21 protein-coding genes are annotated in these 20,027 nt (G+C 68.8%); 8 read left to right on the top strand and 13 right to left on the bottom strand.

Annotated features, from left to right (window positions below; translation table 11 throughout):
• The first annotated feature begins 37 nt into the window (after positions 1-37).
• The 3 genes from AC1RLW_RS15275 to AC1RLW_RS15265 are packed head-to-tail and all read left to right on the top strand — an operon-like array spanning position 38 to position 2,234.
• Positions 38-913 (top strand): hypothetical protein, encoded by an 876-nt coding sequence (locus AC1RLW_RS15275; RefSeq protein ID WP_493193748.1) that lies wholly within the window; start codon positions 38-40, stop codon positions 911-913.
• Between the two features lie 59 nt (positions 914-972).
• Positions 973-1,893, top strand: coding sequence for a restriction endonuclease (locus tag AC1RLW_RS15270; protein WP_493193747.1), 921 nt, complete (start codon positions 973-975; stop codon positions 1,891-1,893).
• Positions 1,894-1,907: 14 nt separating this feature from the next.
• Entirely contained in the window at positions 1,908-2,234 is a 327-nt protein-coding gene (locus AC1RLW_RS15265; RefSeq protein WP_493193745.1) for a hypothetical protein, read from the top strand.
• Between the two features lie 17 nt (positions 2,235-2,251).
• Here AC1RLW_RS15265 and AC1RLW_RS15260 read toward each other — a convergent pair whose 3' ends face one another.
• From AC1RLW_RS15260 to AC1RLW_RS15250, 3 genes are all read right to left on the bottom strand, one after another.
• Positions 2,252-3,187, bottom strand: coding sequence for a M14 family metallopeptidase (locus AC1RLW_RS15260; protein WP_493193743.1), 936 nt, complete (start codon positions 3,185-3,187; stop codon positions 2,252-2,254).
• 113 nt (positions 3,188-3,300) lie between these two features.
• Positions 3,301-4,503: an ammonium transporter gene (locus AC1RLW_RS15255; RefSeq protein WP_062476947.1), complete on the bottom strand. Its 1,203-nt coding sequence runs from the start codon at positions 4,501-4,503 to the stop codon at positions 3,301-3,303.
• Positions 4,504-4,676: 173 nt separating this feature from the next.
• Entirely contained in the window at positions 4,677-5,615 is a 939-nt protein-coding gene (locus AC1RLW_RS15250; RefSeq protein ID WP_493193742.1) for a LytTR family DNA-binding domain-containing protein, read from the bottom strand.
• A 146-nt stretch (positions 5,616-5,761) separates the two neighbouring features.
• Between AC1RLW_RS15250 and AC1RLW_RS15245 the strand changes: the two genes are divergently transcribed.
• Complete coding sequence (locus tag AC1RLW_RS15245) at positions 5,762-7,021, top strand: acyltransferase family protein (protein WP_493193741.1); 1,260 nt, start codon at positions 5,762-5,764, stop codon at positions 7,019-7,021.
• Here the strand turns inward: AC1RLW_RS15245 and AC1RLW_RS15240 are convergent.
• On the bottom strand, positions 6,939-7,385 hold the full coding sequence (locus AC1RLW_RS15240) for a PaaI family thioesterase (RefSeq protein WP_062476955.1): 447 nt from the start codon (positions 7,383-7,385) through the stop codon (positions 6,939-6,941). The two genes, AC1RLW_RS15245 and AC1RLW_RS15240, sit on opposite strands and share 83 nt — an antisense overlap.
• Before the next feature lie 236 nt (positions 7,386-7,621).
• Here AC1RLW_RS15240 and AC1RLW_RS15235 point away from each other — a divergent pair, with 236 nt between their 5' ends.
• On the top strand, positions 7,622-9,250 hold the full coding sequence (locus AC1RLW_RS15235) for a DUF4139 domain-containing protein (RefSeq protein ID WP_493193739.1): 1,629 nt from the start codon (positions 7,622-7,624) through the stop codon (positions 9,248-9,250).
• Positions 9,251-9,531: 281 nt separating this feature from the next.
• Here the strand turns inward: AC1RLW_RS15235 and AC1RLW_RS15230 are convergent, their stop codons facing one another.
• The 7 genes from AC1RLW_RS15230 to ylqF all read right to left on the bottom strand — a co-directional run bounded on the left by AC1RLW_RS15230 (position 9,532) and on the right by ylqF (position 17,230).
• Positions 9,532-11,721 carry a TonB-dependent receptor gene (locus AC1RLW_RS15230; protein ID WP_493193738.1) on the bottom strand — a complete coding sequence of 730 codons (2,190 nt, stop codon included), beginning with the start codon at positions 11,719-11,721 and terminating at the stop codon, positions 9,532-9,534.
• 31 nt (positions 11,722-11,752) lie between these two features.
• Positions 11,753-13,231 (bottom strand): ABC transporter permease subunit, encoded by a 1,479-nt coding sequence (locus AC1RLW_RS15225; protein ID WP_493193737.1) that lies wholly within the window; start codon positions 13,229-13,231, stop codon positions 11,753-11,755.
• A 15-nt stretch (positions 13,232-13,246) separates the two neighbouring features.
• Positions 13,247-14,647, bottom strand: a complete 1,401-nt coding sequence (locus AC1RLW_RS15220; RefSeq protein WP_493193736.1) for an ABC transporter permease subunit — start codon at positions 14,645-14,647, stop codon at positions 13,247-13,249.
• Between the two features lie 4 nt (positions 14,648-14,651).
• Entirely contained in the window at positions 14,652-15,356 is a 705-nt protein-coding gene (locus AC1RLW_RS15215) for an ABC transporter ATP-binding protein (RefSeq protein WP_493193735.1), read from the bottom strand.
• A 123-nt stretch (positions 15,357-15,479) separates the two neighbouring features.
• Positions 15,480-15,629, bottom strand: a complete 150-nt coding sequence (gene ykgO, locus AC1RLW_RS15210; RefSeq protein ID WP_013542562.1) for a type B 50S ribosomal protein L36 — start codon at positions 15,627-15,629, stop codon at positions 15,480-15,482.
• Between the two features lie 104 nt (positions 15,630-15,733).
• Positions 15,734-16,198 (bottom strand): Fur family transcriptional regulator, encoded by a 465-nt coding sequence (locus AC1RLW_RS15205; protein WP_307587555.1) that lies wholly within the window; start codon positions 16,196-16,198, stop codon positions 15,734-15,736.
• Between the two features lie 54 nt (positions 16,199-16,252).
• Positions 16,253-17,230 carry a ribosome biogenesis GTPase YlqF gene (gene ylqF / locus AC1RLW_RS15200; protein WP_493193733.1) on the bottom strand — a complete coding sequence of 326 codons (978 nt, stop codon included), beginning with the start codon at positions 17,228-17,230 and terminating at the stop codon, positions 16,253-16,255.
• A gap of 216 nt (positions 17,231-17,446) precedes the next feature.
• On the opposite strand from ylqF, the gene bamE reads away from it, so the two are divergent.
• The 3 genes from bamE to AC1RLW_RS15185 all read left to right on the top strand — a co-directional run bounded on the left by bamE (position 17,447) and on the right by AC1RLW_RS15185 (position 19,106).
• Positions 17,447-18,049, top strand: coding sequence for an outer membrane protein assembly factor BamE domain-containing protein (bamE, locus tag AC1RLW_RS15195; RefSeq protein WP_307587551.1), 603 nt, complete (start codon positions 17,447-17,449; stop codon positions 18,047-18,049).
• Positions 18,050-18,209: 160 nt separating this feature from the next.
• Positions 18,210-18,638: a CBS domain-containing protein gene (locus tag AC1RLW_RS15190; RefSeq protein WP_070062567.1), complete on the top strand. Its 429-nt coding sequence runs from the start codon at positions 18,210-18,212 to the stop codon at positions 18,636-18,638.
• Between the two features lie 105 nt (positions 18,639-18,743).
• On the top strand, positions 18,744-19,106 hold the full coding sequence (locus tag AC1RLW_RS15185; RefSeq protein ID WP_493193731.1) for an HPF/RaiA family ribosome-associated protein: 363 nt from the start codon (positions 18,744-18,746) through the stop codon (positions 19,104-19,106).
• A 12-nt stretch (positions 19,107-19,118) separates the two neighbouring features.
• Here the strand turns inward: AC1RLW_RS15185 and AC1RLW_RS15180 are convergent, their stop codons facing one another.
• Positions 19,119-19,577: a MerR family transcriptional regulator gene (locus AC1RLW_RS15180; protein WP_493193729.1), complete on the bottom strand. Its 459-nt coding sequence runs from the start codon at positions 19,575-19,577 to the stop codon at positions 19,119-19,121.
• A complete protein-coding gene (locus AC1RLW_RS15175) occupies positions 19,567-19,983 on the bottom strand; it encodes a nuclear transport factor 2 family protein (RefSeq protein ID WP_493193727.1) in 417 nt (138 codons plus the stop codon). Before AC1RLW_RS15175 ends, AC1RLW_RS15180 begins: the two co-directional genes overlap by 11 nt.
• Positions 19,984-20,027 lie beyond the last annotated feature (44 nt).

The raw sequence follows: 20,027 nt of genomic DNA, 5'->3' as shown, positions 1-20,027 counted from the left end.
GGGAACGAGCCCTCACGAGCCTCGGGGATCGCGGCGCATGACCGTCCGGACGAAATCCTTCCTCATCTGGCTTTCCGTCGTCCCCGTGCTCTCGGCCCTGTGCGTCATTGGCCTGAACCTGTTGCCGTTGTGGTTCGTGTACCTCTTGCCCTATGCGATCGGGGTGGCCTTGCTGATGATCCTCGTGGCGATCGTGGCGGCAGGCGGCGCAACCAAGACCCTTGGCGCGAGCTTCGGGGGCCTCGCTGCCGGCGTCGTGCTGGTGTTCGTCGCCTACGACATCGTCAAAACCGCTGACCGAGCGGATTGGAACGCTTCGTACAACGAATTCCGGCAGTTCAGCCAAGTCGTGGCACGCGGGGATCGAAAGGCCACAGCAGCGGCCCTCGACGATCTCAGGCGCTTCACGCCGGCCGAAGCGCTCTGCATCCTCGGTTCCGAGAGCGGGACCGGCGGCTCAGGCTATCTCATGCCCGAGGGCCCGGACACGCAGCGCACCCGCCAGGGAAATCGCTACTTCATCTCGACGCCGCGACTTTTCGAGGTGGCCGAGATCCTCGTTTCGACGCAGCCTGCTCAGCGCGAAACGCAGGTGGCCCTTTACGACATGCTGCGGGACTTGCACCGGCGCGGCGACCCCGCGGCATTTCCGCGCTGGGAACAGCTCTGGCTGCGCACAAAAGCCGCCACGGGCGGCACGGCCGGCTGGCACTTCGACGGCGCCCGTCTGAGGTGGCCATCCGAGCAGTGCGGGGGAGACGACGACACGCACCTGGCCGACCTGGTCAAGGAGATCAACAAGTCGCCCGAAACACCGGAAGAAGCGCGTGCCCACGAATCGGGCAGCTCGCAAGCGCGGCAAGCCGCGGACAACGCGCTGCGAGACGCGCAGAGCAACGCGGTCGCACGGTGAAGACCCGGGCCCCGCCCCGGCTTATAAAGAGATCTTTCGAGGAGCGAGGCAAGCGAACGATGGCAAGACAGACAAGAGCCGAGCGCCGACGCGAGCGGGCGCGACAGGAACTGGCCGGCAAGGCCTGGATGGCGATCTTCGTCGGCATCCTGCTGCTGGTGGTTGCCCCCGCCTTCCTGAAAGGGCCGATCGTGGGCACGCTGGGGCCGGCGCTGCGGCCTGCCGGTTGGGTCGCGCTGGCGGTCGGGGCCGTGCTGCTGGGCCTGCACTACATCGTCCGTCGTCAAACCGCCCACGTGGAGATCGAACCCGCGGCAACTCGCGCTCCCGCACGCCCCGCGCCCACCTCCACAGCCGAGCGTCGCGAGCCCGTGCTGTCGCCCGCGCCATCGACAACACCCCATGCGGGCCAGGAATCGCAGTGGAGCCCCGCCGTGCTCCAGGCCATCGAATGGCGTCGCTTCGAGGCCTTGTGCGAGGCGCTCTATGCGCAAGCCGGGTTCACCACGCGCAGCCAATCGCATGGCGCGGACGGCGGCGTCGATATCTGGCTCCAGTCCAGGCACAGTGACGTGCCGCGCATCGTCCAGTGCAAGCATTGGCAGAGCAAAGCCGTGGGCGTCAAGGAAATGCGCGAGTTCCTTGGCGTGATGGCTTCGCACCAATTGAAGAGCGGCACCTACGTGACGAGCTCGACCTTCTCGGCGGAAGCGGCGGCGTTTGCGAAGGCGAACGGCATCCACGCCCAAGACGGCGCAGCCTTGCTCCGGCTCATCGGCCAGCGCACGCCCGAACAACAGGCGGCACTGCTCGCCGTGGCCTACGAAGGCGAATACTGGCGGCCGACCTGTGCGAGTTGCGGCACCAAGATGATCGAAAAGACATCGTCCAAGAACGACGGCAGCTTCTGGGGCTGCGCCCACTATCCGAAGTGCAAAGGCCGGACGATCCCGAAGTCGAGGGCATCTGCAACGGTCTGACCGGAAAGCGCGCCATGGCCCATCTACCGATGTTCACCGAAGCCTGCCTCGACACCTCGTTCGCGCGCACCAGCGAACGCCGCGAAGCCCTCGCCTTACTCAACACCCGCCTGCACCCCGTCCTGCAGAAAATCGTCGCCGCCGAAGTCGCCTCGGGCAACCGCGTCAATGGCGTCGGCATCGACTGGCCCGACCTGGGCTCGGTGCACGTGACGATGGGCAAACATTTCGGCGACCGCCACGCCAGCGCAGACGCCGCTTTCAGCCTCTGCGACGACCCGCACTACTGGCATGCCGACTACAGCACCGCGGACAAACCGCGGCACCTGCTGATCTGCTGAACTGAAGGGCGCCGGCCTCAGAGCGGCCTGGTCAGGTACACCGCTTCGCGCCCCACGATCGTGCGCTGCGCGGGCATGAAGATCGTGCAGTCGTCGCACGGCGCGCGGATCTCGTCGGGGCCGTTGGTGGCGATCAGTTCGCCCTTGGCAAAGGTCTCGAAGCCGATCAGCGGGCGCACGAAGGCGAAGTCTTCCGACTTGATCACGTGCGTCTGGAGCAGCTCGAAGCGACGCTGCTCGCCGGGCGCGGGCACGGCCGGGTCCTTGTCGATGAGGCCGAAGTGCGCCAGGAAGTCGAGCGAGATGGCGGTGGCCAGCTCGGAGGCCGAGCGCAGGAAATGCTGGCCGCACTCGGCCACCAGCGCCACGCCCTTGCCGTCGGCCCGGCCATGCTGGCCGTGCTGGATCAGCGGCGTGCCCGAGCCCAGGCCGTCGGGCATCACCAGGTGCACCGACGGGCGGCCGATGGCCATGGCGGCCTCGGCGTTGCGGTCGAAGGCCGGGTACACCCAGAACGGGATCACGGGCTGGCTCGTGGAATGGATGTCGAGGATGTGGTCGGCCGCGCTCACCACCGGGCGCAGTTCGCGGGCGCGGCGCAGCTCGGGGCTGTCCTCGCTGCCGTCGAGCCATTCGGGCGACCACACGCGGTTGAGGTTGTGCACCAGCTGGCGGCTGTCGAACGGCAGCGCCTCGTTGAAGGACTCGTAGGCCGCCACGTTGGCAAAGCTGACGGTGAGCGTGCCGATCTTCGGGCGCACGCCGGTGTCGAGCAGGTGCGTCGCGGCGGTCATGCCGCAGATCTCGTTGCCGTGCGTCAGCGCATTGATCAGCACGTGCGGGCCGGGCTTGCCGGACTCGAAGCGGTGCACGTAGTCGATGCCGACGTTGCCCTCGCGGTAGGCGAACAGGTCGCGGGGGAGGACTTCGAGGGCGGGGGGCAATTGGGTCATGGGGTGGTGAACAGGTGGGATCGGGGGCCGCCGGCAAGTTTGCTACAGCTGGCAAATTCGTGCCGTGCGCCGCAAATCCCCCGATGCGGCTCATGTCCTGAGCCGCAACGCCCTCACCAATTCACTTCGCGCTCCGGCGTCGCCGAAATATGGTGGATCGACAGGTCCGCCCCGTCGTATTCCTCTTCCTGCGACAGCCGCAACCCCATGGTCGCCTTGAGCACGCCGTACACCACCGCGCCGCCGATCAGCGCCCAGACCACGCCGAGCAAGGTGCCGATGAGCTGCGCCCACAGGTTCACGCCGCCGATGCCGCCGAGCGCCTGCGTGCCGAAGATGCCGGCCGCGATGCCGCCCCAGGTGCCGCACAGGCCGTGCAGCGGCCACACGCCGAGCACGTCGTCGATCTTCCATTTGTTCTGGGTGCGCGTGAACATGAAGACGAAGATGGCGCCGGCCACGCCGCCCGCCACGAGCGCGCCCAGCGGGTGCATGAGGTCGGAGCCGGCGCAGACGGCCACGAGGCCGGCGAGCGGGCCGTTGTAGACGAAGCCGGGGTCGTTCTTGCCCATGGCCAGCGCCACCAGCGTGCCACCGACCATGGCCATCAGCGAGTTGACGGCGACCAGGCCCGAAATCTTGTCGATGCTCTGCGCGCTCATCACGTTGAAGCCGAACCAGCCCACGCACAGCACCCACGCGCCCAGCGCCAGGAACGGGATGTTCGACGGCGGGTGTGCGCTGAGCGAGCCGTCGCCGCGGTAGCGGTTGCGGCGCGCGCCCAGCAGCAGCACGGCCGGCAGCGCGAGCCAGCCGCCCACGGCGTGCACGACGACCGAGCCGGCGAAGTCATGGAACTCGTGGCCGGTGACCGAGGCGATCCAGCCCTGGATGCCGAAGGCCTTGTTCCAGGCGATGCCCTCGTACAGCGGGTAGACGAAACCGACGATCACCGCGGTGGCGATCAGCTGCGGCCAGAACTTGGCGCGCTCGGCGATGCCGCCCGAGATGATGGCCGGGATGGCCGCCGCGAAGGTCAGCAGGAAGAAGAACTTCACCAGCTCGTAGCCGCTTCTTGCCGACAGTTCGGTGGCGCTGACGAAGAAATGCGTGCCGTAGGCCACGCCATAGCCCACCAGGAAGTACACGATGGTCGACACCGAGAAGTCGACCAGGATCTTGACCAGCGCATTGACCTGGTTCTTCTTGCGCACGGTGCCCAGTTCCAGGAAGGCAAAGCCGGCATGCATGGCCAGGACCATGATGGCGCCGAGAAGGATGAACAGCGCGTCAGCGCCCTGTTTGAGTGCGTCCATGAGAGCTTCTTGCAGGTTTTTGGTTTGATTTGGTGCGTCGCACCCGAACGGCTCGGGGCGCCGGCGCAAGAAAGCAAAAATGGTGCCTGAAGGCTCTTTGATGGTGCGAAACGACCCAAGAATGGGCCGATTTCGCAGGGCACGCACCGGATCGGAACGCGCAGCCGCAGCGATCAGCCCGCGCCGCGCAACGCGTCGCGATACCGCCGGCTGCAGGGCACGCTCGTGCCGTCGTGCATGTGCAGTCGGGCGTCGCCACCGTCGAGCGGCTCGATCTCCCTGATGCGGCCCAGGTTCACCGCGTGGCTGCGGTGCACGCGCACGAAGGTGGCGGGGTCGAGCTGGGTCAGGAAGTCGGTGAGCGTGGCGCGCAGCAGGTAGTCGTGGCCGTTGACGTGCAGGCCGACGTAGTTGCCCTCGGCCTGCAACCAGTCGATGTCGGTGGCGGCGATGAGGAATTCGCGGCGCAGCTTGCGCACGAGGAAGCGTTCGGGGCGGGCCGGCGGCGGCGCTACTGGTGGGGGCGTCTCCTGCACGGAAGGTTCGAAACCCTCCGGTTCCGCCAGCGCCTCGGGCACCGGCGCCACACCCTCTTCCGGCGGATCGAGCACGCGCGCCTCGCCCTGCAGCCGCAGCATGAAGAGCCGGTAGGCCCACACGCCGAAGACCATCGTGGCGTAGACGCGCACGTCCTTCAGGTACTCGTAACCCCATCGCCCCATGGCGCCGGCGAAGTCGTAGGGCTCGCCGGCGGCCGCATACACCGCGGCGCGCAGCCCGAACATCGCGGCGACGTGCGCCAGGCTCAGGAGCACGCTGGCCACCAGATGCCCCGCAAGAAAGCGCACCCAGTGGTCGCGCGCCAACGGCGACAGCCGGCGCTCCACGGCCACCAGCACGGGTACGAGGGCCAGCAGCGCGATGTGGCTCGACACCTCCCAGGTAATGACCTCCCAGTTCGCGCGCGGCACGGCGCGGCTGCGGGCGTCGATGAGCGCGACCACGGTGCTGATCGCGGCATGCACCGTCATCAGCACGATCCAGAAGCCGACCTCGACGTACCGTCGGATCGGTTCGTAGCGCTCGTACAGGTTCTTGTGCGGCTCGCTCATGCGGGGATTCTCGCGAACCGGGGGCCGGATTTCGTCCCTGGGGGCCACCGTTCGTCACAAATCCGGGCCGATCCGTCCCGGCGATGGCCCCGGGGACGGGCGCGGGGGCCACGATGGCCGCCGTTTCTTCGTTCCAGGAGCCCGCCATGCCCTCCGATTCCGTTCCCACACCGCAGCGCCGCCACGACATCGACGCCCTGCGCGCCCTCGCCTTCCTGCTCGTCATCCTCTATCACGTGGGCATGTACTACGTGGCCGACTGGCCCTGGCACCTGAAGAGCCCGCACGCGGCCGAGTGGCTGCCGTGGCCGATGCGGGTGCTGAACCTGTGGCGCATGGACCTGGTGTTTCTCATCTCCGGCGTGTCGCTCGGTTTCCTGAGCCGGGGCCAGGGCACTTGGGGCCTGCTGCGCAGCCGGGGGCTGCGGCTGATGCTGCCGCTGGCCTTCGGCATGGCGGTGATCGTGCCCTACCAGGCCTACGCCGAGGGCGTGGCGCGCGGGCTGGTGGCGCCGGGCTTCGGCACCTTCCTGCTGCGCTACCTGTCGATGGGCGCACCGTGGCCCAAGGGCGCGTTCGCGGGGGCGGAGTTCGGCATCACCTGGAACCACCTCTGGTACCTGCCCTACCTGTTCGTCTACACGGCACTGGTCGCGCTGACGCTGCCGCTGTGGCGCTCGGCGGCCGGCCAGTGGGTGCGGCGGCGCTTCAACGGGCTGCGCGGCTGGCAGCTGCTGGTGCTGCCGGCGCTGCCACTGCTGGCGTGGACGGTGCTGCTGGCGCGGCACTTTCCGGCCACGCACAACCTGGTGTGGGACTTCCACCTGCACAGCATCTACTTCACCGTCTTCCTCTACGGCTACTGGATGGGCGTGGACACGGGCATCTGGCGCGAGCTTGAACGGCTGCGCCGCGTGTCGCTGCTGCTGGCGGCGGTGGCGATCGGCGCGTTCATCGCGCTGCGCGTCGGGGCCTTTGTTCCGCCCAAAGGGCTGCTGATGGACGTGCTGCGCACGGCCTACCTGTGGCTCGCGGTCGCCACGATCCTGGGCCATGGCCACCGCCACCTGAACCGCCCCTGGCCGTGGCTGCGCTGGGCCAACGAATCGGTCTACCCCTGGTACATGCTGCACCAGACGCTGATCGTCGCGGGCGTGGCGCTGCTGGCGCCGCTCGCACTCGGCCCGGTGTGGGAGCCGATGGCGCTGGTCGTCGTGACGATCGCCGGCTGCTGGCTGCTGACCGACGGGCTGATCCGCCGCATCGGCTGGCTGCGCCCGCTGTTCGGGCTGAAGCGCAAGCCCGAAGCCGAGACGATGGTGCTTACGCCGCCTGCTTCGGCTTCGGCGTCGTCGACGCCTCGTCCACCGGCACCAGGATGGCGTTCGCCGTCGCCACGAGCTTGAGTTTGTCTTCGCCCTGGCCTTCAGGCTGCGCGAACAGCTCGGCCCCGACGAACACCTGCTTGCGCCCCGCCTTCACCACGCGCCCGCGCGCCACGAAGGCCTCGCCGATGGCGGGCGAGATGCAGTTGATGGAGAAGTGCGAGGCCAGCACGCGGCCCGCCACGGTGGCGGCCGCGAAGCCGCTCACGGTGTCGAGCAGCGCGGCGATCATCCCTGCGTGCAGAAAGCCGGTGTACTGGCCCATGTCTTCTTCGCGCCATTTCATGCGCAGTTCGGCCTGCCCGTCGGCGGCCTGGGTGACGTCGAAGCCGGCCCAGCGGTTGAAGGCGGCCGAACGGTTGATGGCCTGGATCGTGTCGAGCATGGGGGTGTCCTTTCAGGGTGAATCAATGGAGGGAAGGCGAGACCCACTCTAGGAAGCGGAGCCGCCGCGCACCGTCTCTTGGGTGACCGGTTCGCCGCCGGCAGATGCCTGCGCGACAGCAACGCGTCCGCGTCACATCGGCGTCATGAAAAAACTTCGCAACGCCTTAACCCCGTTCGCCCGCCCCGTCCGTAGAAGCAGAGATTCGTCACCGACTTTCTTCCGGAAGGCTTTCCATGCACACACCGTTCTCCGCCCGTCCCCTCCTGCGCGCCACCGCCGTCGCTTCCCTCTGGCTGGCCGCGGGCGCCGGCGCCCACGCGCAGCTGCAGGCCGACGCCTCGCGCATCACCCAGGTCAAGGTCTACCCCGGCAGCGCCACGGTGGAGCGCGTGGCGCGCGTCGCGGCGGGCAGCCGCTCGGTCACCTTCGCCTGCCTGCCGGCCGGGCTCGACGTACAGAGCCTGCAGGTGTCGGCTGGCGCGGCGGTGCGCGTGGGCGAGACCTCGGTGCTCAGCGAGGCGCGCGAGCTTTCGGCGAACTGCGCCACCAGCGCGCTCGACGGCCGCATCCGCGAGCTCGAAGACCGCAAGGCCGCGCTGCAGGCCGAGACCGATGCGCTGGGCATGGTCACGGGTTATCTCAAGGGCCTGTCGGGCGGCGAGTCGGGCCCCGGCGCGCGTGCGCCGATGGACGCGCGCAACCTCGCGGCCATGACCGAGGCGATGCGCCGCTCGGGCCAGGACGCGCTGCTCAAGCAGCACCAGATCCAGCGCCAGCAGACCGACCTCGACCGCCAGCTCAAGCCGCTGCTGGCCGAGCGCGGTCGCACGCAGGGCCAGGGCGCGCAGGTGACGGCCGTCACCGTCACGCTCGCCGCCAGTGCCGATGCCGACGTGAAGCTCAGCTACCAGGTCAACGGCCCCGGCTGGACGCCGAGCTACCGCGCGCTGCTCGACACCACGACGCGCAAGGTGCGCATCGAGCGCCAGGCGCTGGTGGCGCAGGCCACGGGCGAGGACTGGCGCGGCGTGAAGCTGGTGCTGTCCACCGGCCAGCCGCGCCGCGAGACCACGGGGCGCACGCCGAGCGCGTGGCGCATCGGCATCGAGCCGCCGCCGCGCGCGAATGCCGAGTCGGCGTACATGGCCGCGCCGATGGCCGCCGCCCCCTCGCCCATTGCCGCCGACCGCAAGATGGCGATGGAGCGCGCACGCGAGCCGCTGTTCGATGTGAGCGTGTTCGACAACAGCTTCGCCACCGAATTCGCCGTGCCGCAAAGCATCGACGTGCCTTCCAACGGCCAGCGCGTGACCCTGGCGCTGGGCCAGCATGAGGACACGGCGCAGCTCGCCGCGCGCACCAGCCCGCGCGTGGACCCGAGCGCCTTCCTGGTCGCCGAGATGACGCAGCCCTCGGGCGTGTGGCCGGCCGGCCCGATGCAGCTGTACCGCGACGGCAACTTCGTTGGCCAGGGCCGCTGGAACGCACCGAGCGACGCGAAGCTCACGCTCTCGTTCGGCCGCGACGAGCTGGTGCGCGTGCAGGTCGAGCCCGAGCGCGACAACCAGGGCTCGGGCGGCTTCGTCGGCTCGCGCGCCGAGCGCCAGGTGCAGCGCGCCTATGTGGTCGAGAACCGCCACCGCACGCCGATCGCGGTGCAGGTGCTGGAGGCCGCGCCGGTGTCGGTCGACGAGCAGGTGCGCGTGACCACACGCTTTGCACCGCAACCCGCTGATCAGGCGTGGAACAAGCAGCCGGGGCTGGCGATGTGGCGCTTCGACCTGGACGCGGGGCAGACGGCGCGCGTGTCGGCGGACTACACGATCGGGTATCCGAAGGATGCGCGGTTGCAGATGCGCTGAGGCTGGGTTTGTTCAGGGCGAGTGCGCAGGCCACCGGGTACTTCCCTCCGCGAATGTCCCCCGGGCTTCGCCCTCCTCCTTGATTTCGCTGCGGGAAGCACCCAGTGCCCTGCGCACGGGACGCGGCGGTGGTGTGCGGCTGATCAACAAGTGCTCTGACCGCGCTCACGTCGATGGGGTGCCTTGCGCAGCGAAATCAAGGAGGAGGGGCGAAGCCCCGGGGGACATTCGCGGAGCAAGGCTCCCCGTCGGCGGGAGCGCCGCCCTGAACACTCGGCACTTCAGAAATCAAACTTCGCAGACACCTCGAAGGTCCGCCGCGGCGCCAGCAGAACCTGGCTCGCGGCGCGGCCGGTCCAGGTCGCGTAGAGCCGGTCCGTCAGGTTGCGCACGCGGAAACTCAGCAGCGCATTCTTCAGGCGGTAGCTCACGGCCGCATCGACCGTGGTGAAGCCGTTGATGCGGATCTGGTTGGCGTTGTCGGTGTACATCGGCCCCGTGTGGTTCAGCGACGCGAAGTATTCGAACTTCGAGCCGTCGGGCCGGTAGGTGGCGAAGACATTGGCCATGCGCTCAGGCACGTTCGGCGGGGTCTTGCCCACGCGCGAGACGTTGCCGGCTTCGACCAGCGTGTCGAAGCGCGCATCGAGCGCCGCGAGGTTGCCCGCCAGCGTCCATTCGCGCGTGGGCTTCCACACGGCCGACAGCTCGAGGCCGCGCGACGACTGGCGGCCGTTGTTCACGGTGGTGGCGGCGTTGTTCGGGTCGCGCGAGAGCACGTTGTCGAGTTCGATCTTGTACAGCGCGGCCGTCCACTCCAGGTTCGCCGCGGGCAGGCTCTGCTTGAAGCCCACCTCGGCCTGCTTGCCACGCGACATCGGGAACGCGGCGTTCGAGGCCGACAGCAGGAACAGCGATCCCACCGGCAGCGTGGCGTTGGTGTACTGCGCATACAGGCTCGACTGCGGCGACAGGTCGTACACCGCGCCGATGCGCCCCGAGGTGGCGCGGTAGCTCGCGCCGAAGCGCGTGACGCTGCCCGCGTTCAGGTCCCAGATGCGGCGGTCGACCTCGGTGCGGTCGTGGCGCAGGCCGCCGACCAGCGTGAGGTCGCGCATCGGCTTGAGCGCGTCCTCCACGAAGACCGAGGCAACCTTCACGCGCGAGAAGGTGTCGGCGCGGTTGCCCGCGCCGGTGGTCAGCGCGGGGTTGTCGTCGAAGTAACCGGTGTACGGGTCGAACACCGGCACGCGCAGTTGCGCGGCGGTGGCGGGGCTGCTGTTCGAGAAGCGGCGCTGGCTGCCGAAGCGCGTTTCGCTGTATTCGCCGCCGACGACGAAGCGGTTGTCCAGGCCGGCGATCTTTCCCTTGTGCGTGGCGTCGAAGCGGTCGAGCCAGAAGTCCTGGTCGTGCGTGATGAGCGTCTGGTCGCGCGCGATGCTGGCGGGCGGCACGAAGGTCGCGCTCTCTGAATTGCGGAACATGCGCTTGGACTGGTTGGCCGAGAACTCGTTGCGCCACGACCAGCCGCCGTCCAGTTGCCCCGTGAGGCGCGCGCGCAGCCAGTAGGTTTCCGACGAATTCTCGTCGTCGCGCACGTTGTAGTTGGTGCGCGCCATGCGCCGGTCGATCACGCGGCCGTCGGGCGTGCTGACGACGTTGGTCGGCTGCGTGGCGAAGCTGCGCGGCACGAGCGGCGTGCCCCAGTAGGCGTCGTTGTCGTCGCGCAGGTAGTCGAACGACAGGTCCAGCTTGACCGAGCCGCCCAGGTCCACCAGCAGGCCGCTCGTGAAGTGGTCGATGCGCTCGCCGTTGCGGTCGATGGTGCCCACCTTCGTGTCGTTGCGGCTGTAGTCGAGCCGGTAGGCGCTGGCCTCGCCCAGCGCGCCGCCGAAGCCGAAGGCCGCGCGCGTGGAGCCGTAGCTGCCGTACGAGAGCAGCGCCTCCTTGTGCGGGTTGCTGCGGTCGGGCCGCTTGGTCACGAAGTTGACGATGCCGCCGATGGCGCCCTCGCCGTCGAGCACCGAGGCCGGGCCCTTGAGCACTTCGATGCGCTCGTAGTTCCAGGTGTCCTGCACGCGGTTGGTGACGCCCGCGCCCGAGCTGCGCACGCCGTCGTACAGGTACATGAGGCTGGTGAAGCCGCGCAGCGACAGCGTGGTCGGCGACGACGGCGGGCCGCCGCCCGAGAGGCCCGCCATGCCGCGCAGCGCCTCGCTGAAGGTGCGCGCGCCGCGCTGCTGGATCGCGTCCTGCGACAGGATCTCGACCGAGGCCGGTGTCTCGCGCACCGAGAGGCCCAGGCGCGAAGCCGTGCCGCTCGAATCATCGAGGTGCAGGCTGTTCGCGTCGCGGCTGCCTTCGATGGTGACGGTGCCGAGTTCGGCGTTGTTGCTGCTGCCTTGTGCAGAGGCGACTTGCAAGGCGGTGAAGGCGGCCAGCGCGACGGTGGTGCGGGTGAACGGGGTCATGGAGCGGTGCGTGGAAGAAATGAAGAAAGCGTCAGGCGACCGAGAAGCGCCGCAGCCGCCAGGCCGCGAGGCCGAACAGCAGCAGGCTCGGCACCAGCAGTTGCAGCACGGCGAGCGCGGCCTGCCCGCGCACGAGCTCGGCGGGCTCCTCGTGCCAGGCGAAGGCGGGCATGCGGTCGAAGTCGGCCGGGGCGAGCGCATCGCGTGCGTCGATGCGCGGGAAGAAGAAGGCCTTCCAGGCTTCGTGGTGCGCCACGGTCTGGGCGTCGAAGCGCGCATGGCGGCGTGCGCCGTTGCCGGCCAGCGCAGTCATGCCTTCGTAGGCCACGGCCGCCGGCGACACGGCGCCGAAGCGGCCCACCAGCGCCTGCTGTGCCGCCTGCTGCGCGTCGAAGCGCGCGAGCGCGGGGCGGATCGCTTCGTCGACCTCGCGCTGGATGCGGTAGTTGGCCAGCGAGCGGCCGGCGATCTCGATCTTGCCGTCGCGCGGCACGAGGATGGCGCCCTGCCCCACGTGCTGGTACTCGGTGCCCAGCAGGTCCTGGTAGCGCTTCATCGCCTCGGCCGTGACCACGCGCTGGCGCGTGGCCAGTTCGGTGCGCGACGGCGCGGGCGCGGCCTGCGTGACAGCCAGGTTGAGCAGCACCGGCGCCACGAGCACCAGCAGCACCCAGGCGATGACAAGCACCATCGCGTTCGTCGCCGACGAGGCGCCGAAGGCATTGACCGCCACCACCAGCGCGAACCAGAACAGCGCGTAGGCGCCGACCAGCAACGCCCACCACAGCGTGGCGCTGCCCGCGCCGCCCGCCGTGAGCCCCGCATGGCGCGCAATCCACAGCACCGCCACCGGCAGCAGCACCGCCGGCCCCAGCAGCACGGCGGCGCGCACCGTGAGCTTGCCCGCGAGCAGCGTGCGCAGCCGCAGCGGTTGCGACAACAGCAGGCGCAAGGTGCCGTTCTCACGCTCGGCCGACAGCAGGTTGTAGCTGAGCGCGAAGATGAGCAGCGGCAGCAGGTAGACGATGACGAAGGCCAGGTCGAAATGCCCGCTCAGCAGGTGCCACGGGTTCTCGATGTCGCTCGGGTTCATGAACACCACGCGGCTCTGGTTCGTGACCTGGTACTGGCTCGGGAACAGGTCGCTCTGCCCCAGCGCGACCGGCCCCAGCGGCGCGGTCGGCAGCAGCACATGCTGGCCGCCGTAGCCGCTCGCCATGCGCGAGGGGTCGGCCGGGTTCTCGAAGGGCGTGGGCTGCGCGGTGCCGGCCAGGATGGCTTCGAGTAGCGTGCGCTGCGCGGTGCGGGTGTCGCGGTCGGCTTGCGCCACGGCCGCCTGCGCGCGGTCGCGCTGGGCGGTCTGCAGCAGGCCGTTGCCCAATGCATAGGCCACGAGCAAAAGGAACAGCGCGCCGACGACCCAGAGGCCGCGCTCGGCGAGCATCAAACGAACTTCCTGGCGCATCACGGCCAGCAGGCGGCGACCTTGGGGAGGATGGAGGGACGACATGGGTGGCATCCCCTCTCAGAGCGCGCGCTGGCGCAGGGTGGCGAAGGCCGCGAACGCCGCCGCGAGCAGCAGGCCGGCGCACAGCACGAGGAAGCTGCGCGCCTGGTGGCGCAGCGCCCACCCTGCCCCCGGCGGGTGGTAGTCGAAGGGCGGCACGGTGGCCCAGAGCTCGGGCGTGGCCTGGTAGGAGAAGTGGCGGTCGCCGAGCGGATCGGCATGCGCCACGAGGTCCTTGCTCATCAGGTCCTGGATGTTGCGGCGGTGCAGTTCGGCCGCCGTGGTGAAGCGCCGGTGGTGCGAGAAGTCGGTGCCCGCCATGCCCATCGAGAAGCTGCGCACCGCAAGCAGCGGCAGCAGCAGGCCGCTCCACTCCTGCACTTTCTGCTGCTGTTCCCAGGTGTCCCACAGGCGGCCGTAGTGGCGGTCGTACACGGGGTACGAGGCCTGGTCGTCCAGGCGCAACGCGATGCCCCACTTGCTCAGCGGCACGTCGCGGCCCCAGCGCTCGGTGGTGCCGAAGTTCTGCTGCCAGACCTGGTTCGACACGGCCTTGAGTTCCGCACCCAGCGCTTTGTTGAACTCGAGCCGCGTCGGGCTCGGGAACCACGTGCGCGAGAGTTCGGAGAGCACGCGCGGCGCCATCACGGCCTGCCCGATCCACAGCGCGAGCAGCACGGTGATCGCCATGCGCGAGGTCGACGACAGCGCCGACACGCCCAGCACCAGGCACACGAAGATGCCGAGGTAGACCGCGTAGCCCAGCGACCACGCGCCCAGCCGCAGCAATGCATCGATGCGCCCACCCGGCTCCGCGCCCACCGCCACGGCGACGGCCGCGACAAGGGCCGCCGGCACCAGCAGCACCGCGAGCAGCGCCGACAGCGCGAGCGCCTTGCCGGCCAGCAGCCGCAGCGGCGCCACGCCCAGGCTCAGCGTCTGGCGCAGGATGCCCTGCTCGCGCTCGCCCGCGAAGGCGTTGAAGCCCAGCACGATCACCAGCAGCGGGCCGAGCACCTGCAGGATCCAGCCCACCGACAGGTTGCCGAAACGCTGCAGGCCCGTCGCGTCCTGCGCGGCGTTGAACTTGACCTCGCTCTGGCGGTGCGCCTGCAGCCACACGGTGCTGCCGATGTAGGGGTTGATGCCCGCGTCGACCATCGACAGCGGCGGCTCGGGCTTGAAGGCATGCATGCCCTGGTGCGCGGCGTCGTGCGGATGGCGCTTGTCCTGGTGCAGCCAGTCGCGGTAGTCCATGGCCTGCGCGGCCACCTGCTCGGCATGCGCGCCGCGCTGGTGCGCCCAGCCGACGGCCAGCGCGGTGAAGAGCAGCACGGCCACGAGACCGCCCGCCCAATACAGGCGGCCATCGCGCAGGCGTTCGGTGAATTCGCGTCGGGCGATCCAGCGCATCGTCATCGGGTCAGGCCCTCATGTGTTGCAGGTAGAGGGACTGCAGGTCGGTCTGGCCGATCTGCGCGCCGTCGAGGCTTTCGACCAGCCGGCCGCGCTTCATGATCCCGACGCGCGTGGCGGTCTGCTGTGCATGGAACAGGTCGTGCGTGGTGGTGAGCACGGCCACGCCGCGGTCGGCCGCGCGCCGCAGCAGGTCGGAGAACTCGGCGGCGGCATGCGGGTCGAGCCCCGAGGTGGGCTCGTCGAGCAGCAGCGCCTTGGCTTGCTTGGCCAGCGCCACCGCGATCCACACCTTCTGGCGCATGCCCTTCGAATACATGCTGACGCGCTTGTCGGCGGCGGCGTGGTCGAGCCCCACCTCGGTCATCAGCGCGAGCAGGCGATCGCGCGGCAGTTCGTGGCCCAGCGCCAGGCCGGCGAAGAAGCGCAGGTTCTCCAGGCCCGAGAGCGTGCCGTACAGCGTGACCTGCTCGGGGATGTACGCCACGTCCTGCTTGGTCGCGACCGGGTGGCGCGTGACGTCGGTGCCGTTGATCTGCACCGTGCCGTCGGTCGGCGCGATGAAGTTCAGGAACAGGTTGATGGTGGTCGTCTTGCCCGCGCCGTTGGCACCCAGCAGGCAGTAGATGTCGCCGCCGCGGATGTCGAGGTCGAGGCGGTCGAGCGCGGTGTGCGCGCCGTAGCGTTTGGTGAGGCCGGTGGCTCGGAGCATGGCGGAGGGATTCCGATGGAAGGAAGAAGAAAAGGGAAAGACGCGCGCAGGCACGCCCCCGGCGTGGGCACGCCGATGCAGTCATCGAATGGGGAATGAAGGCGGCTTCTGGGCCGCCGCGCGTCAGCGCTTGTTCTTGTTCTTTGCGCCGCCTTGCCGCGCCTTGAAGCGCGGGTTGGACTTGCAGATGACGTAGGTGCGGCCGCGCCGCGTCACCACCTGGCAATCGCGGTGACGCTTCTTGGCTTCCTTGAGCGAGGACAGGACTTGCATGTGCGTGGCCGGGGAGTTCGTTCGGACACGCGAATATACGTTATTGCGAATTCATTCTCAATAACTTTGTTAACCCTCTCCCGGCATCCGGGGCCCCGCCGTCGTCAGTGCGGCGGGTGCGCCTTCGGCGCTTTCGCGCCGGCGTCGACGCAGGCCGCGCACAGGCCATGCAGCGTGACCTCGTGGTGCGTCACCTGGAAGCCCTTGGGGGCGAGGTCGTGCATCGGCCCCGGGCATGCGTGCAGCAGGAACACCTGGCCGCAGTGCGAGCAATGGAAGTAGTGATGGTGGTGGTGCCCTGCATCGCCACCTTCGCTGGCGCCGTGCGAATGGTGGTCGTGCGGGTCGGCCTTGCAGGCCACTTCGTAACGCGCCGGTTCGCCCGGCAGCTCGACCTTGGCGATCTCGCCGTCGGCCAGCAGCAGCGAGACCTGGCGGTACACCGTCGACAGGCTGATCTCGGGCACGATGGCCCGTGCGTGTTCGAGGATTTCGGGGGCGGTCAGCACGCGACCGGCGTCGCTGAAGGCGGAGAAAACGGCGTTGCGCTGGCGCGTGAGACGTTGCATCTCTCGATGATAGGGGCGGCCCGCGCGGCCTTCAGCGAGCCGCGCGCAAGACCTTCACGCGTCGGCCGTCGGGCCGCCGTCTGCCTCGGGCACCTCGGGCTTGGCCTTGCCCTTCTTGCCGCGCGCCGCCTTCTTCGCCGCACGCTCGGCGTCGGCACGCTGGCCGGCGGCCAGCCACTGCGCGAACTCCTCGGGCGTCTCGAGCGTGATGCGCCCCAGGTTGCCGGCGCGGAACTCGTGCATCACGATCTCGGCGGCCTTCTGCAGGTTGACCTTGCCCTTGCCCAGCAGCGCGCCGCGCTTGCGGCCGATGGTGTCGAGGACGTCTTCGTCCTTCATGCCGGCCAGGGTGGCGGGGTCGAGTTCGACGAGCTTGAAGCGCGCGACGATGCCCTCGGCGTAGTTCGCCTTGAGGTAGTCGAGCAGCTCCAGCGCCACTTCTTCCTCGTCGAAGGCATTGCGCCCCACCGCGCCGCTGGCCGCGAGGTTGTAGCCGCTCTTGGGCACGATGATGCGCGGCCACAGCATGCCGGGCGTGTCCCACAGATAGAAGTCGTCGGCCAGCGTGATGCGCTGCTCCAGCTTGGTGATGCCGGCCTCGTCGCCGGTCTTGGCCTTGCGCCCGCCGGTGAGCGTGTTGATGAGGGTCGACTTGCCCACGTTGGGGATGCCGCAGATCAGCACGCGCATCGGCTTGGCCATGCCGCCGCGGTTGGGCGACAGCTCGTGGCAGGCGCGCACGATGCGCTGCGCGGGCGTGGTCAGGCTGGCATCGAGCGCGATGGCGCGGGTGTCGGGCAGCGCGTTGTAGTGCGCCAGCCAGGCCTCGGTGCGCGCGGGGTCGGCCAGGTCCTGCTTGTTGAGCACCTTCAGCGTGGGCCGCCCGGCCGTGAGCTCGGCCAGCATCGGGTTGGCGCTGGAGCCGGGCAGGCGCGCGTCGAGCAGTTCGATCACCACGTCGATGTCCTTCACCCGTTCGGTGATGGCCTTCTGGGTCGAATACATGTGACCGGGGAACCACTGGATCGCCATCGATGGATGCTCTTTCTTTCGCGCTGTCTGGAAGGGGGTCGGCCTCGCAGGCCGGGTGCGCATTGTGAACCGGGAAACGGACCGATTCCTCGTTGCTGCGCTTTTGATAGCACCAACTGGCGTATTCACTGGCTTGTTGGCCGCCAGATCACCCCTAGAATCCGCGCGCTGCGCCCGCAGCCGTTTCAAAAAGTCACATCGAGGGAGATCCTTTTCATGGTCCAGCGCCTTGCCGCCGCCGCCCTGCTCGCGGCCACCACCATCCTGTCCGCCACTGCGGTGCACGCCCAGCGCCCGTCGCCCCCGCCCGGCCCGCTGACCGACGGTTTCCTGTGCTGCAACATGCGCACGTATGGCGACTCGATCAGCGACATCAACTACGACGAACAGGGCACGAGCATCGTCCCCGTGGGCACGCCGGCGCGCATCACGGCCTACGACTTCCGCTTCTTCAACCTCGATCTCGCGGGCAAGCCCCAGCGCATCAAGAACGACTACAGCCGCAACATCACGCTGATCGACTTCGCCAAGCGCTACGTGGTCACCGAAGACCCCAAGCGCAAGATCGCAGGCTTTCCGCCCGCGGTGGGCGCCGCCATCCTCGCGGGCAAGGTGATGCCGGGCATGACGCGCGAACAGGTGCTGATGGCGCTGGGCTACCCGGTGGCCAGCGAGAACCCGAGCCTGGACGCGCCGGTGTGGCGCTACTGGCGCGACAGCTGGTCGGAGTTCCAGGTGAACTTCGACGCGCAGGGCCTCGTGAAGGACGTCGCGGGCAATGCCGTGGCGCTGAGCCGCGTGCTCGCCGCCGCGCCCTGAGCACCCTTGATCATCCCCGGGTTCGTGTGCGCGGCATGACACGCGCAACACCCGGGAGGGTTTTGCATCGCGAAGGGCGATTCCGCCCCTATGATTTGTCCGAAGCACGGCGCCGCCACGTGCGTCGGCCGGATCGAAACCCCTGAATGGAGTGCCTGCGATGAAACCCGTCTCCGAACTGCTCAAGCGCCACGATTCCGCCGCCTGGCGCACCTCGCCCGACACCAGCGTGTTCGACGCGCTGGCCACGCTGGCGCATTTCGAAGTGGGCGCGCTCATGGTGATGGACGGCGAAAAGCTCGTGGGCTTTTTGTCCGAGCGCGACTACACCCGCAAGGTGGCGCTGCAGGGCAAGAACTCCAAGGAGATGAAGGTCGCCGAGATCATGACGCCCGACGTGATGACCGTCACCCCGCAGACCCGCACCCGCGCCTGCATGGCGCTCATGAGCCAGCGCAAGTTCCGCCACCTGCCCGTGGTCGACGGCGACAAGGTGGTCGGCATGATCTCGATTCAAGACCTGATGGACGACATCATTTCCGAGCACGAGCAGACCATCACCCAGCTGACCAGTTACATCCAGAGCTGAGCACGCGGTCATGCCCCGGCAAAAAGGGGCAACACACCTACGCACAGGGGCACTCTTTCGGGTGCACAGTGAAGGCTCGTTCACCATCCAGCAGGGACATACGCAATGCAGATCCAGGTCAACACGAGCAATGGCATCACCAACAAGGACACGCTGGAGCGCTGGGCAGGCACCGAGATCAAGCAGCACCTGAGCCGTTTCGTCGAAGACGTGACGCGCGTCGAGGTGCACCTGAGCGACGAGAACCACGACAAGGCCGGCGGCGGCGACAAGTGCTGCGTGATGGAAGCGCGCCTGGCGCACCACCAGCCGCTCGCGGTGACACAGCACGCCACCAGCCTCGACGAGGCCTTCCGCGGCGCGGCCGACAAGCTCAAGCGCCTGCTCGACAACACGCTGGGCCGCCTCAACAACCACCGCGCGCGCGATTCGATTCGCCGCGACGGCGAGGGCTTCGTCGCCGAGTAGTCGAGTCGAAGCTCAGCGCGCCGGCGTGCGCTTCGGCGCGGGCAGGCGCTGCGGCGTTTCCACCGGAATGAGCGGCGGGCGCCGCCCGTCGGCCATCCAGGCGTCGTAGAAATCGATCTTGCGATCGACCAGCGACAGCGCCTGCTGCCAGTCGGCAATGGTCTGGTGCACGCGCGCGCGGTGCGCCTCGAGCAGGTCGCGCCGCTGGCGCAGCGTGGCCTTGCCCTGCAATGCGAGCGCCGTGTAGTCGCGCATCTCGGCAATCGACATGCCGGTGCGGCGCAGCCGGTCCATCAGGTCGAGCCAGCGCACATGCAGTTCGCCGTACACGCGCCGCCCGCCCGCGTCGCGCGCCACGCCGGGCACCAGGCCCTGCGATTCGTACCAGCGGATGGCGTGCACCGTGCGGCCGGTGCGTGCGGCCAGCTCGCCGATATGGAACGGCGCGGCAGCGCCGGGCTCAGCCGGCATGGGTGGTCGGCGCATCGAGCGCCCGCTCGACCAGCGCGGTGTCGAAGTACTCGGTCAATGTTTTCACCTGGCCTCCTTCGAGTCGGTAGACGTAGCAATAGCGGTTGTTGTAGCGCTTGCCGGCCTTGGTGGGCACGTCCCCGCTGAACAGCACCACCACGCGGTCGCCTTCCGCAATGATGCATTCGGTCTTGCTCACATAGGGCCCGGCGAACTGCCCGAACAGCGGCTTGATCAGCTCTTCGCGGATCGCCTGCTTGCCCTGGTAGGTGCGCGACCAGGGCGTGCTGCCTTCCAGCGTCCAGCTGGCGTCGTCGGCCAGGCTGTCGATGAAGGCCTGGCCGTTGCCCTTGTCCAGCTCCGCGTGGATGCGCTGGACCAGGGCCTTGTTGTCGATCGTGTGCATGGCGTGATTTCCTTGGATGAATGAAGACACCGGACATCCGGTGA

Source organism: Variovorax sp. GW822-FHT04A09 (assembly GCF_058801005.1).
This window is presented reverse-complemented; position numbering and strand designations above follow the sequence as displayed.